The following is a 17,140-nucleotide window of genomic DNA, read 5'->3' as shown; positions in this document are numbered from 1 at the left end:
AGGAAGGTCGCGCCAATGAATAACGTCAAACGCAGTGCACTGTTCGGTTTCTGCTCGCTGGGTTCCGCTTGCCTGGGCGCCCTGCTCCCGGTCACCCAGGCGTTGGCCGAGCCGACGCTTTACCTGGGCATGAACGGCGGCACCATGGAGCGGCTCTACGCCGACAAGGTCTTGCCGGCTTTCGAGAAAGCCAACAACGTCAAAGTGGTCATCGTGCCCGGCACCTCCGCCGACATCCTGGCGAAAGTCCAGGCCAGCAAGGGCACCCCGCAGATGCACGTGATGTTCCTCGATGACGGCATCATGTACCGCGCCATCGCGATGGGGCTGTGCGACAAACTCGAGGACAGCCCGACCCTGGCGCAGATCCCGGCCAAGGGACGCATCAAGGATCAGGCCGTGGCAGTCAGCCTCGGCGTGACGGGGCTGGCCTACAACACCCGGCTGTTCAAGGAAAAAGGCTGGAATACCCCCACCTCCTGGATGGACCTGGCCGATCCGCGCTTCAAGGACAAAGTGGTGTTCCAGTCGATGGCCTCGTCTACCTTCGGCCTGCACGGCTTCTTGATGTTCAACCGGATCCAGGGCGGTAGCGAAACCGACGTCGAGCCGGGCTTCAAGGCGTGGCCGAACACGGTGGGCCGCAACGTGCTGGAGTACATCCCAAGCTCGGCGAAGATATCCGAAATGCTGCAGACCGACGAAGCCGCGCTATTCCCGCTGACGCCGACCCAGGTGACCGCGTTGAAACTCAAAGGCATGCCGGTGGAATATGCCCAGCCGAAGGAAGGCGCCGTGGTCCTCAACGTCGCCGAATGCGCCATCGCGCAAAACACCCAGCCGGAACTGGCGCAAAAACTTGCAGAGTTCCTGCTCACCCCGCAAGCCCAGGCCATCGCCCTGGAAGAAGGCGACCAGATTCCGTCCAACCCCAACACCCCGACCACCGACAAGACCCGTGGCCAGGTAGAGGCGATGAAGCAATACCTGGAGACAGCGATTGCCGTGGATTGGGACCAGGTCAACGAACAACGCCCGGCCTGGAACGCCCGTTGGAACCGCAGTGTCGAGCGCTAGGACACGCTTTGCAGTTATCATGCGGCCGATTCACAAACCAGGCTGATCACCTGTGGCGAGGGAGCTTGCTCCCGCTGGGCTGCGAAGCAGACCCCAAACCTGACACCAAGGTGTGTCAGACTGATTGCATGGCCGCTTTTGGGGCTGCCATGCAGCCCAGCGGGAGCAAGCTCCCTCGCCACAGGTTCTGTGCTGGTTTCAGTATTTGTGCCCGCCCCTTGATCAACAGCGAACCCTCCCATGCACACCCTCGCCCAACTACGCGCCGGCCAGCTCTCGGGGATTACCCGGCTGGACCTGGCCTGCGGCTTGACGGAGTTTCCCCGGGAAATCTTCGAGCTGGCCGATTCCCTCGAGATCCTCAACCTCAGCGGAAATCAGCTGGACGCGCTGCCCGACGACCTGCATCGGCTGCCCCACCTGCGTGTGCTGTTCTGCTCGGATAACCGCTTCACCGAACTGCCCGAATGCCTGGGCCGTTGCAGCGCTTTGACCATGGTTGGTTTCAAGGCCAATCGCATCACCCGTGTCACGGGCGCCGCGCTGCCGCCAAGGCTGCGCTGGTTGATCCTGACCGATAACGATGTCGACAAGTTGCCCGACGAGCTGGGCCAACGCCCGCACCTGCAAAAACTGATGCTGGCCGGTAACCGTTTGCAGCAGTTGCCGGCGAGCCTGGGCCAGTGTCATCGCCTGGAACTGCTGCGCATCGCCGCCAATCAACTGACCGAACTGCCGCAATGGTTGTTGGAGCTACCGAGCCTCAGTTGGCTGGCCTACGCCGGCAACCCGCTGGAAGCCCAGGCGGAAGCGGCGGCCCTGAATACCACTGTGCCTATCGACTGGTCGCAACTGGCGCTGCAACAACCACTGGGTGAAGGCGCATCCGGGGTGATTCACCAGGCGCTCTGGCAAGCCCTCGGCCGGGTGGCGCGAAACGTCGCCGTGAAGCTGTACAAAGGCCAGATGACCAGCGACGGCTCGCCCCTGCATGAAATGCATGCCTGCATCACGGCCGGTCGACACCCGAACCTGATCGACGTATTGGGCCAGGTCGCTGGGCACCCCGAGCAACAGGCCGGCCTGGTGATGGCACTGATCGAGCCCAGCTACCGCAACCTCGCCGGGCTGCCGAGCCTGGCGTCATGCAGCCGCGACGTGTATGCCGATGATCTGCGCCTGAGCGCACCGGCGGCCTTGCGCATCGCTCACGGCATCGCCTCGGCGGCGGCGCACCTGCACCGCCAAGGCATCACCCATGGCGATCTCTACGGGCACAATATCCTGTGCAATGACCAGGGCGATTGCCTGCTGGGCGATTTTGGCGCGGCGTCGTTCCACGCCATCACGGATAACCTGCAAACCCGCGCACTGCAACGCATCGAGGTGCGGGCCTTCGGGATTCTGCTGGGGGAATTGCTGGCGCGGATCGAACCGGCGCTCGCGGCACAGGATATTGCATGGCTGCAGGATTTGCAGGCGCGCTGCTGTCAGCCGGAGGTGTTGGCACGGCCGGGGTTCGATGAGATTGAAGGTTTGCTAAGCGAGTTCAAACACATCGACTAAACCAGCCCCCCAAACAAACACACCACCTATTGTGGCGAGGGGATTTATCTGTGGGAGCAAGGCTTGCCCGCGATGCGGACACCTCGTTTTCTCAGAGACCGCGTTGTTTTCATCGCGGGCAAGCCTTGCTCCCACAGAATGAGCGGCCCCCAGGAATACCCCCCTTGCCACAGGGCGTACTGCTTACCCCGCCAACCCGACAAACATGTCCTGCACGTCATCGTGATTGTCGAGGCCTTCGAGGAAGGCTTCGACTTCGGCCATCTGCTCATCGGTCAAGCCGCTGACCGGGTTCTTCGGCTGGTAGCCCAGCTTGGCCGACAACACGGTGAAGCCCTGCTCCGGCAAGGCCTTCTGTACCGCATCGAGGTCGGCAGGGTCGGTGATAAACAACGTCGCGCCTTCTTCACCCGGCTCGAAATCCTGGGCACCGGCCTCGATGGCGGCCATTTCCGGATCGGCATCCGGGCTGTCCGGCGCGGCTTCGATCATGCCGACATGGTTGAAGTCCCACGCCACCGAACCCGAGGCGCCCAGTTGACCCTTGCGGAAGGCGACGCGAATTTCGGCCACGGTACGGTTGATGTTATCGGTCACGCATTCAACGATCAGCGGCACCTGGTGCGGCGCGAACCCTTCGTAGGTGACGCGGTGGTATTGCACGGTTTCACCGAGCTGGCCAGAACCTTTCTTGATCGCACGTTCCAGGGTCTCGCGGGGCATCGAGGCCTTTTTCGCCTGCTCGACCACCAGCCGCAAGTGCGCGTTGGTCGCGGTATCAGCACCGTTGCGTGCGGCAATGGTGATTTCCTTCACCAGCTTGCCGAAGATCTTGCCCTTGGCGTTGGCAGCCGCTTCTTTGTGTTTAACCTTCCACTGTGCGCCCATTACTCACTCTCTTGTCTGACGCGCCGAGACATCTGCCGGCCGGCGCTGTGGCGCAAGTTTATACGGCCTAAACCGGCTGATCGACCAAAAAATCACCGTGCCGGATCGACATTTTCACAGTGTGTTGTAGGGCGTTTCTGAAATAGCGGCTCACAAGCACCATTTCCTCCCGTGGTTTCGTACCCTCTGTGCCTCTCTCCCCGCCAGTAGGAGGCGCGATGCGCAACGACACGGAAAGTCCCTTCAGCCTGACGCTCACGCAAAGCGATTTACAGTTGCAAGTCTTGCGCTTCAATGGCCGCGAAGCCCTCAACCAGCCGTACCGTTTCGACCTCGAATTGATCGGCCTGGCCCCACCGATAGACCCCGACCTGCTATTGGGGCACCCGGCCTTCCTGCGCCTGGACCGCGACTCGGGTATCCATGGGATTATCCACAGCGTTTGCCTGAGCACCCCGGCACCGCGGCGCATCGGTTATCGCTTGACCTTGGTTCCCTACCTGCAGCAATTGGAACAAGGCCCACGGCGCCGGGTTTTCCATCGGCTCAGCGTGGTGCAGGTGCTGCAACGCCTGCTGGAAGACAACGGCCTGCCCGCCGACAGCTACCGTTTCGAGCTACCCCACGGGCAGTATCCATGCCGCCCATTCTGCATCCAGTACGACGAAAGCGACCTGACCCTCCTGCAACGGCTGTGCGAAGAAGAAGGCATTCATTACCACTTCGAACACACCCCCCAGGGCCACGTCCTGGTGTTTGCCGAAGATCCGAAGAGTTTTCCCACACGGCCCGTCGAACTGTCCCTGCGCCCGAACGACAATTCGATACCGGCCATCAAGCGCTTGTATTTGCGTCACCACGGGGTGCTGCCTGGCTTGCCCGTCGGGTTCAGCGATCGGGCCACGACCGACACCGAGGCCTGGGCGGCGAATCAACCCCTTGAGCAGATCGACCATGAGGCCATGCACGGCGACCCGGCCTTGACTCACCGGTACCAGGTCGGTCGTCGCCACCTGGAACGGTTACGCTGTCGGCAACGGGAAATCCATGGCCACAGTGACCAACCCGCCCTGCACGGCGGCGACATCGTGCAGATCTGCGAGCACCCGGTTTCCACATTCAACGATCAATGGCTGATCACCGAGGTCCAGCACCGCGGACGGCAGTTTTCGATTCTTGAACCTGACCTCCCCACCACATCGTCGGCCCGTGACTACCACAACCGCTTCACCGCCATCCCCTGGGCCACTGTGTTCAGGCCGGCCCTCAAGCACCCTAAGCCCTGCATCCCCGGGTATCACTTGGCCCATGTACTGGGCCATCCCGGCCAACCGGCCCAGTCCGATGAGCGCGGGCAAGTCAGCGTCAGCCTCTGGGCGCCGGACCAGGAAGGCATCACGCTGCCCGTGTCGCGACTGACGCTGAACAACAGCCCCTCGCTGAGGGCCGGCAGCGAAGTGCTGGTGAGTTTTCTCGATGGCGACCCCGACCGGCCGGTGCTGTGCCCAGGGGCTGTCGATACCGGCGCAGGACACGCCGCCGCCCCACCGAAACCGTCCCGTGGCAACCCTGATGCCGGATTGCTGTTGGACTGGCTGCTGAACCCGCCAAACTTCACGCCCTGAGCCGGCGCGTGGCTTCTTGCCGGCAAACCTGATCTGGCTCAAGCAAACCCAACGAAACGGGCATACAGTGGAGACACAACGCCGCTCTAGACGGCGCTTTGCCCTGATTGTTGGAGATACCGCGATGCCCTGGAAAAACTCGGAAAACCGCTACAGTACCGTCACGGTAACCTTGCATTGGCTGATGCTGGTGCTGCTGGCCGTGGTTTATGCCTGCATTGAGTTGCGGGGAATTTTCCCCAAGGGCAGTGGTGGCCGGACCCTGATCAAGGAAGCGCATTTCATGCTTGGCCTGACCATGTTCCTGCTGGTCTGGCTGCGCCTGTTCGCCCGCAGCAGGGGCAAGGCACCGGCAATTTTCCCGGCCTCCCCCGCCTGGCAAACCCTCCTCGCCCGCCTGATGCACTGGGCGCTGTACATATTCATGATCGCCATGCCGCTGCTGGGCTGGCTGATCACCAGCGCCGAAGGGCACCAGGTGATGTTCTACGGTTTCGATTTGCCGTTGCTCATCGATCAAGACAAGGATTTTGCCAAGCAATTGGAAGGCTGGCACGTGCTCGGCGGCACCATCGGCTATTGGTTGATTGGCCTGCATGCCTTGGCGGGGCTGTATCACCACTACGTGGTACGCGACAACACGCTGTTGCGGATGATGCCCAAGCGCGGCTGACCGGCGTCAGTCGAACCCTCGGCGGCCTTGCAGGCCGCCGGTGTGGACAAAGATCAAACGGGTGCCAGGAGCAAACCTTCCGGCCTCGACCTGCGCCTTGAGCGCCATCAAGGCCTTGCCGGTGTACAACGGTTCCAGTTCGATGGCCGCCGTGGTTTCGATGAAGGCAGCCAGTTCGGCATCGACCCGGGCGAAGCCACCACGGCTGCCGTCGAGCAATTCATAACGCGGATGACAAAGCCCCGCCTCCCCCACGATGCGCTCGACCTGCTGGGCCACGCCATGGTCCGGGGGCACCGCCAGCACACCGTAGACCGCACGCTTGCCCGCTTCGGCCAGTACCAGCCCGGCCAGTGATGTTCCCGTGCCGCAGGCCAGCCACCAGCCGTGATAATCCGCCCACCCCAACGCCGCCAATTGTTGATCGACACTGGCCGCCCAGGCCATGCAGCCTTGTGCCCCGGGCAATCCCGAACCGCCCTCGGGCACCGGGTGCAAATGTGGATAGCGGGCCTGCCACGGCCCCCAGAAACCTGGGGCATGTCGCTCTCGGTATCCGCCATACCCCAACCAATGCAATTCCATGCCGAATACTTTCAGGTCGCGCACCGTCGGCGTGTCCTGGGGCTGACCGCGCAGCAGCCCGACCGTGGGAAACCCGAAGCGCTTGCCGGCCGCCGCCAGCGCATGCAAATGATTGGAATAGGCACCGCCCAGGCTCATGACCCCCTCGGCACCGGCCTCATGGGCGGCGCGCAGAGGGTGGACGAGTTTGAACCACTTGTTGCCGCTGATCAGTGGATCGATCCGGTCCAGGCGCAACACCGCCACTTCGACACTGGCACGGGCGAGCCAGTCCAGGTGAAGGGGTTCGAGTCGGGGTTGGGGATGCCAGTCGAGGGCGGGAAGCAGCATGGCGGCAGGTCGGAGGAAATAGGCTGGCATCTTACCAGCTTGGTCGCGAAGGACCTGACACCAAAAGAATCTGTGGGAGCGAGCTTGCTCGCGATAGCGGCAGGTCAGCCAATATCCAGATGGCTGACAAGCTCGCTCCCACAAAGGATTTCCTGGGGTTGTGGGTTTACAACTGCGCCGCCAACCGCGAGCCCTGGTTGATCGCCCGCTTGGCATCCAGCTCAGCCGCCACATCGGCACCGCCGATGAGGTGAACGGTCTGCCCTGCCGCTTCCAGGCCTTCCTGCAACTCACGCAGCGGATCCTGGCCGGCGCAGATCACGATGTTGTCCACCGCCAGCACTTGCGGCTCGCCGGTTTCGCCGATGCGAATGTGCAGGCCGTCGTCGTCGATCTTCAAGTACTCGACGCTGTTGAGCATCTGCACCTGCTTGTTCTTCAGGCCCGTGCGGTGAATCCAGCCAGTGGTCTTGCCCAGGCCGTCACCGACCTTGGACGCCTTGCGTTGCAGCAGGAACACCTGGCGCGCCGGTGCATGGGGTTCGGCCTTGATCCCGGCGACGCCGCCACGCGCTTGGAGATGGGTGTCGATCCCCCACTCCTTCCAGAACGCCTCACGGTCCTGGCTGGTGGCGACGCCCTGGTGAACCAGGAATTCCGACACGTCGAAGCCAATACCGCCGGCACCGATCACCGCGACACTGCGCCCCACCGGCTTGCGTTCGAGGATCACGTCCAGGTAGCTCAAGACCTTGGCATGCTCCACCCCCGAAATCGCCGGCACCCGTGGGGCGATGCCGGTGGCGAGGATGATCTCGTCGTAACCGCCGGCCACCAATTGCGCCACATCCACCCGGGTGTCGAGGCACAGCTCGACATGACTGGTCTGCAATTTGCGCTTGAAGTAGCGCAGGGTTTCGAAGAACTCTTCCTTGCCAGGCACGCGCTTGGCGACGTTGAACTGGCCACCGATTTCGCTGGCCGAATCGAACAGCGTCACCTGGTGCCCGCGCTCGGCCGCCACCGTGGCCGCGGACAACCCGGCCGGGCCAGCGCCAACCACGGCGATTTTCTTCACCTGGGTCACCGGCAGGTAGTTCAGCTCGGTTTCGTGGCAAGCCCGCGGGTTGACCAGGCAACTGGTGAGCTTGCCGCCAAAGGTGTGGTCCAGGCACGCCTGGTTGCAGCCGATGCAGGTGTTGATTTCATCGCTGCGACCGGCAGCGGCCTTGTTGACGAACTCCGGATCGGCCAGGAACGGCCGCGCCATGGAAACCATGTCGGCATCGCCTTCGGCCAGGATCTGCTCGGCCACTTCCGGGGTGTTGATGCGGTTGGTGGTGATCAAAGGGATGTTCACCGAACCGCGCAGCTTGGCCGTGACTTTGCTGAACGCCGCCCGTGGAACCTTGGTGGCGATGGTGGGAATCCGTGCTTCGTGCCAACCGATACCGGTGTTGATGATCGTCGCGCCGGCCCGCTCGATGGCCTTGGCCAACTGGACGATTTCGTCCCAGGTACTGCCGCCTTCCACCAGGTCGAGCATCGACAGGCGAAAGATGATGATGAAGTTCGGGCCTACCGCCTCGCGCACCCGACGGACGATTTCCACCGGCAGGCGCATGCGGTTTTCATAGCTGCCGCCCCAACGGTCGGTACGGTGGTTGGTATGGGCCGCCAGGAACTGGTTAATGAAATAACCTTCCGAGCCCATGATCTCGACGCCGTCATATTCCGCCTTCTGGGCCAGGACCGAGCACGTGACGAAATCGCTGATCTGCTTCTCGATGCCTTCCTCATCCAGCTCCTTGGGCTTGAACGGGTTGATCGGCGCCTGGATCGCACTCGGTGCCACTTGCTTGGGGCTGTAGGCGTAGCGCCCGGCGTGAAGAATCTGCATGCAGATCTTGCCGCCGGCCTCGTGCACGGCCCGGGTTACGATCTGGTGCTTGAGCGCCTCTTCTTCGGTGGTCAGCTTGGCCGCGCCGGAGTAGACACCGCCTTCGTCGTTCGGCCCGATCCCACCGGTAACCATCAGGCCCACGCCGCCCCGGGCGCGCTCGGCAAAATACGCCGCCATGCGTTCGAAGCCGCCGGGTTTCTCTTCCAGGCCGGTGTGCATCGAGCCCATCAGGGTGCGGTTGCGCAACGTGGTGAAGCCCAAGTCCAGCGGGGCCAGCAGGTGCGGGTAATGAGAGGCGGTCATCGATAACTCCACAACGGGCGATCACGGGAATAAAGGGCAAGCTCTGCGGCTTGCGTCTGTCATGGCTCACAGCGTAAGAGTCCGGCTGCGGCTGCTCAATGACCGTAACTGACAACTTAATGATCCAAATGCGCAGTACCCATCAGGTGCCGCGTGACTCTCGGTGGGGTAAGCCAGTCCTACCAACGCTGGCTCACGTGCTCAAACCAAAAAATAACGCTAATAACAGAGTCGTCATTGCATGCATCCCCAACGAAAAATGCTGCACAACGAGTTGCACGCCCGCCCGTCGTTGTATTTCGACGAACCGGCCCACGTCTTCCACTTGGCATTCCTGGGCGATAACGCCCAGTGCAACGCACTGCTCGAGCGACTGTGCCCCGATACCGTCGCAGCAGACGCCGCACAAGGCATCACCCGCCTGGAAGGCCATCCGCTGAAGTGGGAGCGCCACGCCGAATTCTTTACCCTGACCCTGGTCGTGCCTGCCAGCAGCAACGAGCTGCAATGGACGACACTGCCCGAAAGCCTTGCCCGGGGCATCGAAGGCCACACCCAGCACCTCATCAATGCCGTTCAGGTGGTGGTGCGTGCCGAAGCCGGCCTCGACCTGCCCAGCTACGGTTTCAAGGACCCTTGCGGCTCATGCGTGGGCGGTGGCGATGCGGTGGTCTGGAGCGATTTTCGCCTGACCGAGGACGGCACCAATCGCCTCTTGTTCATCAACCGACGGCTCAACGCCTATCGCCAGGGGCGCATGATCCGGCGCCTGTTGGAAATCGAGACCTATCGCATGATGGCCTCCTTGTCCCTCAGTATCGCCAAGGCACTGGACCCGCAACTGAATGAATTCGATCGTACCCTGGTGAGCCTCTCCGAGCGCAACGCCAACGCCAGTGGCGTGCATGCCAAGGCGCTGTTGGAGGATATCGCCCTGCTGTCGCGCCAGGTCGTCAGCAGCTCGGTCAGGACTCGCCACCGTTTCAGCGCGACCCGCGCCTACGCGCAATTGGTGTTCGAGCGCCTGGGGGAGTTGCGCGAAAGTCATTTGGGCGATTGCCAGCGTTTGGGCGTGTTCATCGAACGCCGTTTCAAGCCCACGGTGCGTTATTGCGCCGCCACTGAACAGCGCCTCGAACAACTGGCCATGAGCGTCGCCAACCTGGGCGACCTGCTGCAAGCCCGCGTGCAAGTCGAGATGGAAGACCAGAACGCCGAGATCCTGCGCAGCCTCAATGCCCGCGCCGATGCCCAGATCAAGATCCAGCGCGCCGTGGAAGGCCTGTCGATCATCGCCATCACGTACTACCTGATCAACCTGTTCAAGTTGGTCTACAGCGGGTTGCACACCTTGGGTGCGCACCTCTCGGCCCGTGACGCGCTGCTGGGCATGACGCCACCGGTGCTGTTGATCATGTTGCTGATTCTGATCCGGATCAGGAAGGCCAAGAGTCACTAGCCGCCCTGCCCAGCGCCAAGGGCGTCCACGGGTTCCATGGACGCCTTTGCGTACGCTTGCCGTGCGTACAAATCCTCACCCGCCCTTCGCTAATCCCTTGTTTTACCGTACCCTGCCCCGTGACTCTTGATGAAAAATCACGAACCTGAACACGGCCGCTGACTGTTCCCCCATGCGCAAATTTCTGTACTTGCTGTTTTCACTGGCCTTGATTGCCGCCCTGGTCACCTACGCACTGTGGACGACGGATCGGCCGGCCGGCCATTACCTGTCAGACCTGCGGATCACCCTGGCGGTCGACCAGGGCACGCCGGCCGACCGTGGCAATCTGCTGGGCATCCAGCCCGAACTGTTCCCCACCGACTACCAGAGCCCCGAGCGCCTGCATCGCAAACTGGCGGCCTATCTGCAGGCGGCCCGCGACCAGGGTTTTCTCAATGCCAAGACCGTCGTGGTCCTGCCCGAGCACATCGGCACCTGGCTGATGGTCGGTGGCGAAAAAGACGAGTTGTACCAGGCCACCACCCTGAAGGAAGCCATGAACTGGCTGGCGGTGAGCAATCCGCTGGCGTTCGTCCAGGCGCTGGTAAGCGCCGAGGGCGATAACCGATTGGACGATGCCTACCTGCGCATGAAAGCCGAGCGCATGGCCCGTGATTATCAAACACTGTTCGGCGGGCTGGCCAAGGAGTTCGGCATCACCCTGGTGGCGGGCTCCATCGTGCTGCCCGAACCCAGCGTCAACGAAGGCCAGCTGAAGATTGGCCGTGGCGCGTTGTACAACAGCAGCCTGGTGTTCGGCAGCGATGGCCGGCCGATCGGCCAGCCGCAACGCCAACGACATCCGGTGTTCGAGCAACAGGATGTGCTGGGCGCCGAGCATCCGGCCGCCCCCCTCGTCATCGACACGCCTGCCGGGCGCCTGGGCGTGCTGATCGGCAGCGACAGTTGGTACCCGCTCCACTACCGGCAGCTCAATGAACAGGGTGCGCAACTGATCGCGGTACCCGCCTTTGTCATCGGTCGCGGCACCTGGGACAAGCCTTGGAGCGGTTATAAAGGCCTGTCCACGCCGAGCGAAGTGAGCCTCAGGCCTGGCGAAGTGAGCGAGGGGCAAGCCTGGCATCGCCTGACACTGACCAGCCAGTTGCCTATCAGCCAGGCCCGGGGCGGCGTCAGCGTGTTCCTGCGCGGGCAGTTCTGGGACAGCGGCAGTGCCGGCCAGAGCTTCATCAGCCACAACGGCCAGCACTTCCCCGACGGCGAAGCCCGTGGCGCCCGCCTGTTGAACTTGTGGTTGTAAACATGAAACCGCAGCCGATGCGCCTGGGGGATCTGTCGGTAGGCTTCGTCCATAGCCTGGCTGACGCGGTCGCCAGCCATGGGCAGGACCCCAAGCCCCTGCTTGAACAGTACGGCCTCGACGCCGCGCGCCTGGCCGAGCCCGGGGCACGCCTGTCGATTCCACGGTACATGCGCCTGGGCCACGCCGCGATTCAACAGACCCAGGACCCGGCCCTGGGCCTGCGCATGGGTCAGCTCGGCCGTTTGAGCCAGGCCGGGCTGGCCGGCGTCACCGCTGCGCAGGCGCCGACCGTACGCGAGGCGGCCCGCTGCATGATCCGCTTCGAGCCGCTGTACGGCTCCAACTATCGCGGCCAATCGAGTTTCCATGAAGATGCCCGCGGCGCCTGGCTGCGGTTCTATTCCATCAGCCCGTATAACGCCTACAACCGCTTCGTCGTGGACTCGATCATTGCCGGCTGGCTGGCGCAATTATCCAGCGTCAGCGGCGTCGCGCTGCGGCCCGAACGCATAGACATCGAATTCGAGGAACCGGCGTATCTGGAGGCCTACCGCACACTCGGTGACTGCCCGATCCAGTTTGGCGCCGAACAGAATCAACTGCGCCTGGGCCTGGACAGCCTCGCCCAGCGCAACCCGCAGCATTGCCCCAGTACCTGGCATCACCTGGTTCAGTTATGTGAACGGGAACTGGAACAGCTGACCCGCACCCGCAGCCTGCGCGAGCGCATCATCCAGCTGCTGGGACCGTTACTCAGCGGCGGCCGGGAACCCGACCTGGAAGAAGTGGCGGCTCGCCTGAAGCTGCCGACCTGGACCCTACGTCGCAAGCTGGCCGAGGAAGGCACGCAGTTTCGCGCCATCCTCAACGATACCCGTCGCGACTTGGCCATGACCTACATACGCGATACCGAGCTGGCGTTCGGTGAAATCGCCTACCTGTTGGGGTTTGCTTCAGCCGAAGCCTTTCAACGGGCCTTCAAGCGTTGGAATGACCAGACGCCTGGGGAGTTTCGCCGTAGCCACAGAGGGGTTTAAGCTTCAAGATCCTAGCTTGCAGCTTGCAGCTGCGTTACAACTCCGTTGCATCTTCGGCGGGTTCCAGCGGGTCCAGTTCGTAGGCCTGGTATTCCAGCAGCTCTTCCTGATAATCATCCATTACGCGTCCTTCCCCTGTCGTTGAACCAATGCCTGATGGCGCTGGCATCAGCATAAAGCTGCTTTATGAACAAAACATGAAGCAAAGGCTTCATGAATTAAACGTAGCACAGGGTCGGGAAATTACTGCGTGAAGTGTGGCAGGAAGTAACTCCCTGCCACGGGATCTCAGGAGGCCGGAAGCGGCTGGATCGGCTCGGTCGGGGCCGGCAACGAGCTGGAAGGTGGTGGTGGCGGTGTCACGGTTTCTGTCGTCGGCGCAGACTCGAACGATTCAGGCGCAATCGGCGCGGGCTCGCTCGGCGGTGCGACAGGCTCCGACACCGCAGGAGCGGTTTCGACGGGGGCCGGCGCAGCCTCCTCGACGGGTGTGGCCGCTGCGGGCGCAGGCGCAACAGGCTCGGCCGCTGGGGCTGGAGCTGGAGCTGGGGCCGGATCTGGAGTCGGTGCAGGCATCAAGGCGGCCGACTCGGCCTTGGTTTCCGGTACACCCAGCTCAGCCTTCGGCTTGTCGGCATTCTCGGCGGCTTTCTTCGCTTCGGGAGGCAGGAACAGCTCTACCAAGGCAAAGAAACGCTCATAGAACTTGGCCGCCGACACGGTTTCGCTGGCGACCTTGACCATCGAATCATCCGAGGAGCCGATCGGCATCGACACCGAACCCAGCACGCCCACGCCCAGGCTGGCGGAGTTGTTGGTTTTCTTCAGGGCATAACGGTCCTGCAAGGCGTTGGCGAACATGGTCGCCCGGTGCCCGGTACCGCCATCTTCGGCACAGACCAGGTTGAAACTGATCTCCATATGGGTTTCGCCGGTCTGCTGGAAACTCTTGTGACCGCTGACCAGCTTCGGATCGCTGCTGGTGATGATATAGCCCTGGCTGAGCAACGCCCGGCGCCCGGCTTCGCAGGTGGCCGCGTCACTCACCGGATACGTGCGCGAGAACGTGCCGGAATCATCGAAGTTCTCGTGCTCATAGATGGCGGTTTTCTTCGACGAGCAACCGGCTGCGGCGGCCAGCACCAATGCAAGCCCTACGGTGCGCATGGGAAATGATCTGAACATTGAACATCCTGAGAGAAACGGTCCGGGGCGTATTGTGCAACAGAACGCGACCAGGCAGCGTGGCTAATCTTGTTTCATGGGGGGTGCGAGTTTACTGGGGGTTGTTTGCAGGAAAAAGATGTCAATCCGATAGATCGACGAACACCCGCTTCAGGCAACAAGCAGACACAAAAAACCGGGGTTTTGGCCCAGTGCTGTTCACTTGAACCGTTAGCGGGGACTTTGATTGTCACAAACCCGCCAGATAAACCCAGGGGAAAATCCCCCGCTCATGCCCGTCACTGAACACCAACTGCACCCCATAGCCTTGGGCATTGATTCCAACCACCCGGACCCGCGGATCAACCTGAACCGTCAGCCCCTGCAAACGAAACGCCCGGCACTGGGAACAGGGACATTGCCGGCGCAGCTGGGCATGGTCCAGGCATTGTTCACGGCCGTCGGGCCAGTTGAGCTTCAGTTGCCCTCTGTCCCGGGAATTGCCCATCGCCAGCGGGCTCATTGCAACTGACCCAAGGCAATGCGCACGGCTTTGCGCACTTCCGGGTCCCCATCGTCCCGGGCCGCTTGCAAGGCAGCAATGGCGCCGTGATCGTTCAGTTCTCCCAAGGCCAGGGCCGCCTCCTTGCGCAGATTGCTGATGCGATGGCCCAGGGTTTCGATCAAGGCCGCCAGCGCCGGGACATAGCGCAAACGCCCCAGGCTGCGGGTCGCCCGCAAACGCACTTGCCAGTAATCATCGGCCAGCGCCTCGACCAGGGCCGGGCCGGCATCGGCGTGACCGACCTTGCCCAGGGTAGTGGCGGCCTCTTCGCGCACCGCCCAGGCCGGGTCCCGAAGGGCCTGGCGCAGCGCCGGCAAGACTTGCGCATCCGAAGCCAGGCCAAGGGCCCCGGTGGCGGCACGGCGCACATCGGTGTCTGGGTCATCACTGGCCAGCCGGGCCAGGGCCGGCAAGGCGTCGAGGTGCTTGAGCCAGCCCAGCACGCCGACCGCTTCGCGGCGCACGCTGGCCTCGCTGTCGACCAGGGCGACGAGGGCCGCCGGCGCAGCGTCGGCCAGGCGCAGTTCACGCAAGGCCCTGAAGACCGCGACGCGCACACCGGCCTCGGCATGTGCCGTCCAGGGCAGGATCACCCTTCCCGCCGCCTCGCTCTTGAGCAGGCTCAGGCTCTGGGCGGCAGCGGCCTGAACGCTCGGCGATGGATCGGTCAGGGCCTCGCACAGGGCCGCCACCACCGGCGCGTCTTCCCAGGCTTCAAGCAAGCGCGCGGCTTCGGCCCGCACGTCGGCGCTGGGGTCCCCGGCGAGGCGGTCCACTAGCCACAGCAGGCCTTCAGGCTCCTCAAGGTCGGCCAGTTCGATCAGGGCGATACGGCGCACGCCCGGGTCTTCGTCGGTCAGGCGTGGTTGCAGGGCGAGGATGTCGTCGTTGTCGGTGTTTTCGAATAGAGAGGTCATAGGGCAAATCGCGGCAAGGAGGTTTCAGGGGGAAGCCCGAGGGGATTGAGGCGCGGCAACTGCCGGCCGTCTTCATGGCGCAGCAGGTCGAGGCAGTGGCGCTTCAAACGGGAAAATTCAGGACGGGTCACCAGTTCAGTCGTGCGTGGCCGTGGAAAGTCCAGGCGCAGGTCTTCGATGATCCGTCCCGGACGCGGGCTCATCACCAGCAAGCGATCGGCCAGGAACAACGCCTCGTCGATGTCGTGGGTCACAAACACCACCGTGGTACGGATGCGGGTCCAGATGTCCAGCAGCAGCGCCTGCATGTTCAAGCGGGTCAGGGCATCCAGCGCACCGAAGGGTTCATCCATCAGCAGCAACCGTGGACGGTTGACCAGCACCCGGGCGATCTCCACCCGCTGCTGCATGCCCCCGGAGAGCTGGTCCGGCCAGTGCCCGGCGAAGCCTTCCAGGCCCACCAGCGCGAGGATTTCATCAGCGGCCCGGTGCCGTTCGACCTTGCCCAAGCCGCGCATCTTCAAGCCGAACGCGACGTTGTCACGCACGCTGCGCCAGGGGAACAACGTGTGTTGCTGGAACACCATGCCGCGTTGGGGGGACGGGCCGGAAACGCTCAAGCCGTCGACATTCAAACTGCCGGAATGCGGTTGCAGATGCCCGGCCAAGGCCCCGAGCAAGGTGGACTTGCCGCAACCGGACGGGCCAAGGACACAGACGAACTGGCCCGCCTCGATCTGGCAATCGAGGCCCTGGACCGCTTCGAACGCCTGGTTCCCCTGGCCAAGGACAATGGACAGTTGACGGATATCGATCCGCCCTTCGGGTGTTTGCATCACGCTCATCAGGCTTTCCCTCGTGGTCGATGCCAAGGTGTGAACAACCCGCCCAGGCGTTTGATCAACAGGCTGCTGCCCATGCCCAACACACCGATCAGTAACATGCCGACCACGATGTCGGCGTAGTTCTGCACCGTGTAGGAGGCCCAGGTGTAGTAGCCGATGCCGTACTGGCCGGCGATCATTTCCGCGGTCACCAGGCAGAACCAGGACGTGCCCATGCCGATGGCCAGGCCGGTGATGATGCTCGGCGCGGCGCCCGGCAGAATCACTTCCAGCAGGATCGCCCGGCGTCCGGCCCCGAGGCTTTTCGCCGAGGCGATCAGCCGCCGGTCCACGCCTTCGACGCCGTGCACGGTGTTGAGCAGGATCGGGAACAGCGCGCCGGTGAAGGTGATGAACACCATCGACAGTTCCGACGAAGGGAACATCAGGATCGCCAGGGGAATCCAGGCCACTGCCGGGATCGGCCGCAGCACTTCCAATGGCGGCAGCAACAGGTCTTCGGCCCATTTCGAACGGCCGATGGCCAGGCCCAGCGCCACGCCGATCAACAGCGCCGCGCCATAACCGGCAAAGACCCGGCCCAGGCTGCTGCCCAGGTGCCGGGCGAGATTGCCCGATTCCCCCAGGCCGAGCGCCGCCTGGACCACCGCCAGTGGCGACGGGACGTTGGCGAAGGTCACCAGGCCGAGGTCCCAATGGCCGTTGGCGGCGAGCTGCCAGAACAACAGGCAGAGCAGCAGTGAAGCGGCTCGCAGGAGCCAGCGTTTGGATGATGGGTACACAAATCTTCCTCCGGAGTGGAATCCTTGAGGGAGCGAGCTTGCTCGCGATGGCGTCAGGTCAGTTGAAGTTGATGTGACTGACACACCGCCATCGCGAGCAAGCTCGCTCCCACAG

The 17,140-nt window shown here is 63.0% G+C and carries 16 protein-coding genes; 7 read left to right on the top strand and 9 right to left on the bottom strand.

Going from position 1 to position 17,140, the window contains the following annotated elements; translation table 11 throughout:
* The first annotated feature begins 15 nt into the window (after nt 1–15).
* Nucleotides 16–1,077, top strand: coding sequence for an ABC transporter substrate-binding protein (locus J3P85_RS09990; protein WP_434705665.1), 1,062 nt, complete (start codon nt 16–18; stop codon nt 1,075–1,077).
* Nucleotides 1,078–1,317: 240 nt separating this feature from the next.
* The gene (locus J3P85_RS09985) at nt 1,318–2,643 is read left to right on the top strand and encodes a leucine-rich repeat-containing protein kinase family protein (protein ID WP_434705664.1); all 1,326 of its coding nucleotides are present in this window, start codon (nt 1,318–1,320) and stop codon (nt 2,641–2,643) included.
* A 183-nt stretch (nt 2,644–2,826) separates the two neighbouring features.
* On the opposite strand, the gene J3P85_RS09980 is transcribed toward J3P85_RS09985, so the two are convergent.
* Complete coding sequence (locus J3P85_RS09980) at nt 2,827–3,531, bottom strand: YebC/PmpR family DNA-binding transcriptional regulator (RefSeq protein ID WP_058544045.1); 705 nt, start codon at nt 3,529–3,531, stop codon at nt 2,827–2,829.
* A 218-nt stretch (nt 3,532–3,749) separates the two neighbouring features.
* Between J3P85_RS09980 and J3P85_RS09975 the strand changes: the two genes are divergently transcribed.
* Nucleotides 3,750–5,156 (top strand): type VI secretion system Vgr family protein, encoded by a 1,407-nt coding sequence (locus J3P85_RS09975; protein WP_434705663.1) that lies wholly within the window; start codon nt 3,750–3,752, stop codon nt 5,154–5,156.
* Between the two features lie 124 nt (nt 5,157–5,280).
* Nucleotides 5,281–5,829 carry a cytochrome b gene (locus tag J3P85_RS09970; protein ID WP_434705662.1) on the top strand — a complete coding sequence of 183 codons (549 nt, stop codon included), beginning with the start codon at nt 5,281–5,283 and terminating at the stop codon, nt 5,827–5,829.
* 6 nt (nt 5,830–5,835) lie between these two features.
* Here J3P85_RS09970 and J3P85_RS09965 read toward each other — a convergent pair whose 3' ends face one another.
* Nucleotides 5,836–6,744, bottom strand: coding sequence for a 1-aminocyclopropane-1-carboxylate deaminase/D-cysteine desulfhydrase (locus tag J3P85_RS09965; RefSeq protein WP_434705661.1), 909 nt, complete (start codon nt 6,742–6,744; stop codon nt 5,836–5,838).
* Between the two features lie 166 nt (nt 6,745–6,910).
* Complete coding sequence (locus tag J3P85_RS09960; protein ID WP_434705659.1) at nt 6,911–8,950, bottom strand: FAD-dependent oxidoreductase; 2,040 nt, start codon at nt 8,948–8,950, stop codon at nt 6,911–6,913.
* Between the two features lie 241 nt (nt 8,951–9,191).
* On the opposite strand from J3P85_RS09960, the gene J3P85_RS09955 reads away from it, so the two are divergent.
* The 3 genes from J3P85_RS09955 to J3P85_RS09945 all read left to right on the top strand — a co-directional run bounded on the left by J3P85_RS09955 (nt 9,192) and on the right by J3P85_RS09945 (nt 12,752).
* Nucleotides 9,192–10,409, top strand: coding sequence for a DUF3422 domain-containing protein (locus J3P85_RS09955; RefSeq protein WP_411385133.1), 1,218 nt, complete (start codon nt 9,192–9,194; stop codon nt 10,407–10,409).
* Nucleotides 10,410–10,581: 172 nt separating this feature from the next.
* A complete protein-coding gene (locus J3P85_RS09950; RefSeq protein WP_434705658.1) occupies nt 10,582–11,712 on the top strand; it encodes a carbon-nitrogen hydrolase family protein in 1,131 nt (376 codons plus the stop codon).
* A gap of 2 nt (nt 11,713–11,714) precedes the next feature.
* Nucleotides 11,715–12,752 carry an AraC family transcriptional regulator gene (locus J3P85_RS09945; RefSeq protein ID WP_434705657.1) on the top strand — a complete coding sequence of 346 codons (1,038 nt, stop codon included), beginning with the start codon at nt 11,715–11,717 and terminating at the stop codon, nt 12,750–12,752.
* Between the two features lie 34 nt (nt 12,753–12,786).
* Here the strand turns inward: J3P85_RS09945 and J3P85_RS09940 are convergent, their stop codons facing one another.
* The 6 genes from J3P85_RS09940 to J3P85_RS09915 all read right to left on the bottom strand — a co-directional run bounded on the left by J3P85_RS09940 (nt 12,787) and on the right by J3P85_RS09915 (nt 17,025).
* Nucleotides 12,787–12,921 (bottom strand): hypothetical protein, encoded by a 135-nt coding sequence (locus tag J3P85_RS09940; RefSeq protein WP_264083855.1) that lies wholly within the window; start codon nt 12,919–12,921, stop codon nt 12,787–12,789.
* Nucleotides 12,922–13,040: 119 nt separating this feature from the next.
* Nucleotides 13,041–13,937 carry a DUF2242 domain-containing protein gene (locus J3P85_RS09935; RefSeq protein WP_434705655.1) on the bottom strand — a complete coding sequence of 299 codons (897 nt, stop codon included), beginning with the start codon at nt 13,935–13,937 and terminating at the stop codon, nt 13,041–13,043.
* A gap of 229 nt (nt 13,938–14,166) precedes the next feature.
* The gene (locus J3P85_RS09930; RefSeq protein WP_434705654.1) at nt 14,167–14,439 is read right to left on the bottom strand and encodes a DUF971 domain-containing protein; all 273 of its coding nucleotides are present in this window, start codon (nt 14,437–14,439) and stop codon (nt 14,167–14,169) included.
* Nucleotides 14,436–15,398 (bottom strand): HEAT repeat domain-containing protein, encoded by a 963-nt coding sequence (locus J3P85_RS09925; protein ID WP_434705653.1) that lies wholly within the window; start codon nt 15,396–15,398, stop codon nt 14,436–14,438. Before J3P85_RS09925 ends, J3P85_RS09930 begins: the two co-directional genes overlap by 4 nt.
* Nucleotides 15,395–16,243 carry an ABC transporter ATP-binding protein gene (locus tag J3P85_RS09920; protein ID WP_434705651.1) on the bottom strand — a complete coding sequence of 283 codons (849 nt, stop codon included), beginning with the start codon at nt 16,241–16,243 and terminating at the stop codon, nt 15,395–15,397. The genes J3P85_RS09925 and J3P85_RS09920 overlap by 4 nt, the downstream gene beginning before the upstream one ends.
* Entirely contained in the window at nt 16,243–17,025 is a 783-nt protein-coding gene (locus J3P85_RS09915) for an ABC transporter permease (RefSeq protein WP_434705650.1), read from the bottom strand. Before J3P85_RS09915 ends, J3P85_RS09920 begins: the two co-directional genes overlap by 1 nt.
* Nucleotides 17,026–17,140: the final 115 nt, after the last annotated feature.

Origin of the sequence: Pseudomonas sp. Z1-12 (genome assembly GCF_051132015.1) — a bacterium.
In the GTDB taxonomy this organism is placed as follows: Bacteria; Pseudomonadota; Gammaproteobacteria; order Pseudomonadales; family Pseudomonadaceae; genus Aquipseudomonas; species Aquipseudomonas zanjanensis.
The sequence above is the reverse complement of the archived record's forward strand: the minus strand, read 5'-3'. Positions and strand labels throughout refer to the sequence as shown.

Coding starts and splice junctions, on each gene's coding strand:
- J3P85_RS09990 (WP_434705665.1), top strand. CDS start 16: ATGAATAACGTCAAACGCAGTGCACTGTTCGGTTTCTGCTCGCTGGGT.
- J3P85_RS09985 (WP_434705664.1), top strand. CDS start 1,318: ATGCACACCCTCGCCCAACTACGCGCCGGCCAGCTCTCGGGGATTACC.
- J3P85_RS09980 (WP_058544045.1), bottom strand. CDS start 3,531: ATGGGCGCACAGTGGAAGGTTAAACACAAAGAAGCGGCTGCCAACGCC.
- J3P85_RS09975 (WP_434705663.1), top strand. CDS start 3,750: ATGCGCAACGACACGGAAAGTCCCTTCAGCCTGACGCTCACGCAAAGC.
- J3P85_RS09970 (WP_434705662.1), top strand. CDS start 5,281: ATGCCCTGGAAAAACTCGGAAAACCGCTACAGTACCGTCACGGTAACC.
- J3P85_RS09965 (WP_434705661.1), bottom strand. CDS start 6,744: ATGCTGCTTCCCGCCCTCGACTGGCATCCCCAACCCCGACTCGAACCC.
- J3P85_RS09960 (WP_434705659.1), bottom strand. CDS start 8,950: ATGACCGCCTCTCATTACCCGCACCTGCTGGCCCCGCTGGACTTGGGC.
- J3P85_RS09955 (WP_411385133.1), top strand. CDS start 9,192: ATGCATCCCCAACGAAAAATGCTGCACAACGAGTTGCACGCCCGCCCG.
- J3P85_RS09950 (WP_434705658.1), top strand. CDS start 10,582: ATGCGCAAATTTCTGTACTTGCTGTTTTCACTGGCCTTGATTGCCGCC.
- J3P85_RS09945 (WP_434705657.1), top strand. CDS start 11,715: ATGAAACCGCAGCCGATGCGCCTGGGGGATCTGTCGGTAGGCTTCGTC.
- J3P85_RS09940 (WP_264083855.1), bottom strand. CDS start 12,921: ATGCCAGCGCCATCAGGCATTGGTTCAACGACAGGGGAAGGACGCGTA.
- J3P85_RS09935 (WP_434705655.1), bottom strand. CDS start 13,937: ATGTTCAGATCATTTCCCATGCGCACCGTAGGGCTTGCATTGGTGCTG.
- J3P85_RS09930 (WP_434705654.1), bottom strand. CDS start 14,439: ATGAGCCCGCTGGCGATGGGCAATTCCCGGGACAGAGGGCAACTGAAG.
- J3P85_RS09925 (WP_434705653.1), bottom strand. CDS start 15,398: ATGACCTCTCTATTCGAAAACACCGACAACGACGACATCCTCGCCCTG.
- J3P85_RS09920 (WP_434705651.1), bottom strand. CDS start 16,243: ATGAGCGTGATGCAAACACCCGAAGGGCGGATCGATATCCGTCAACTG.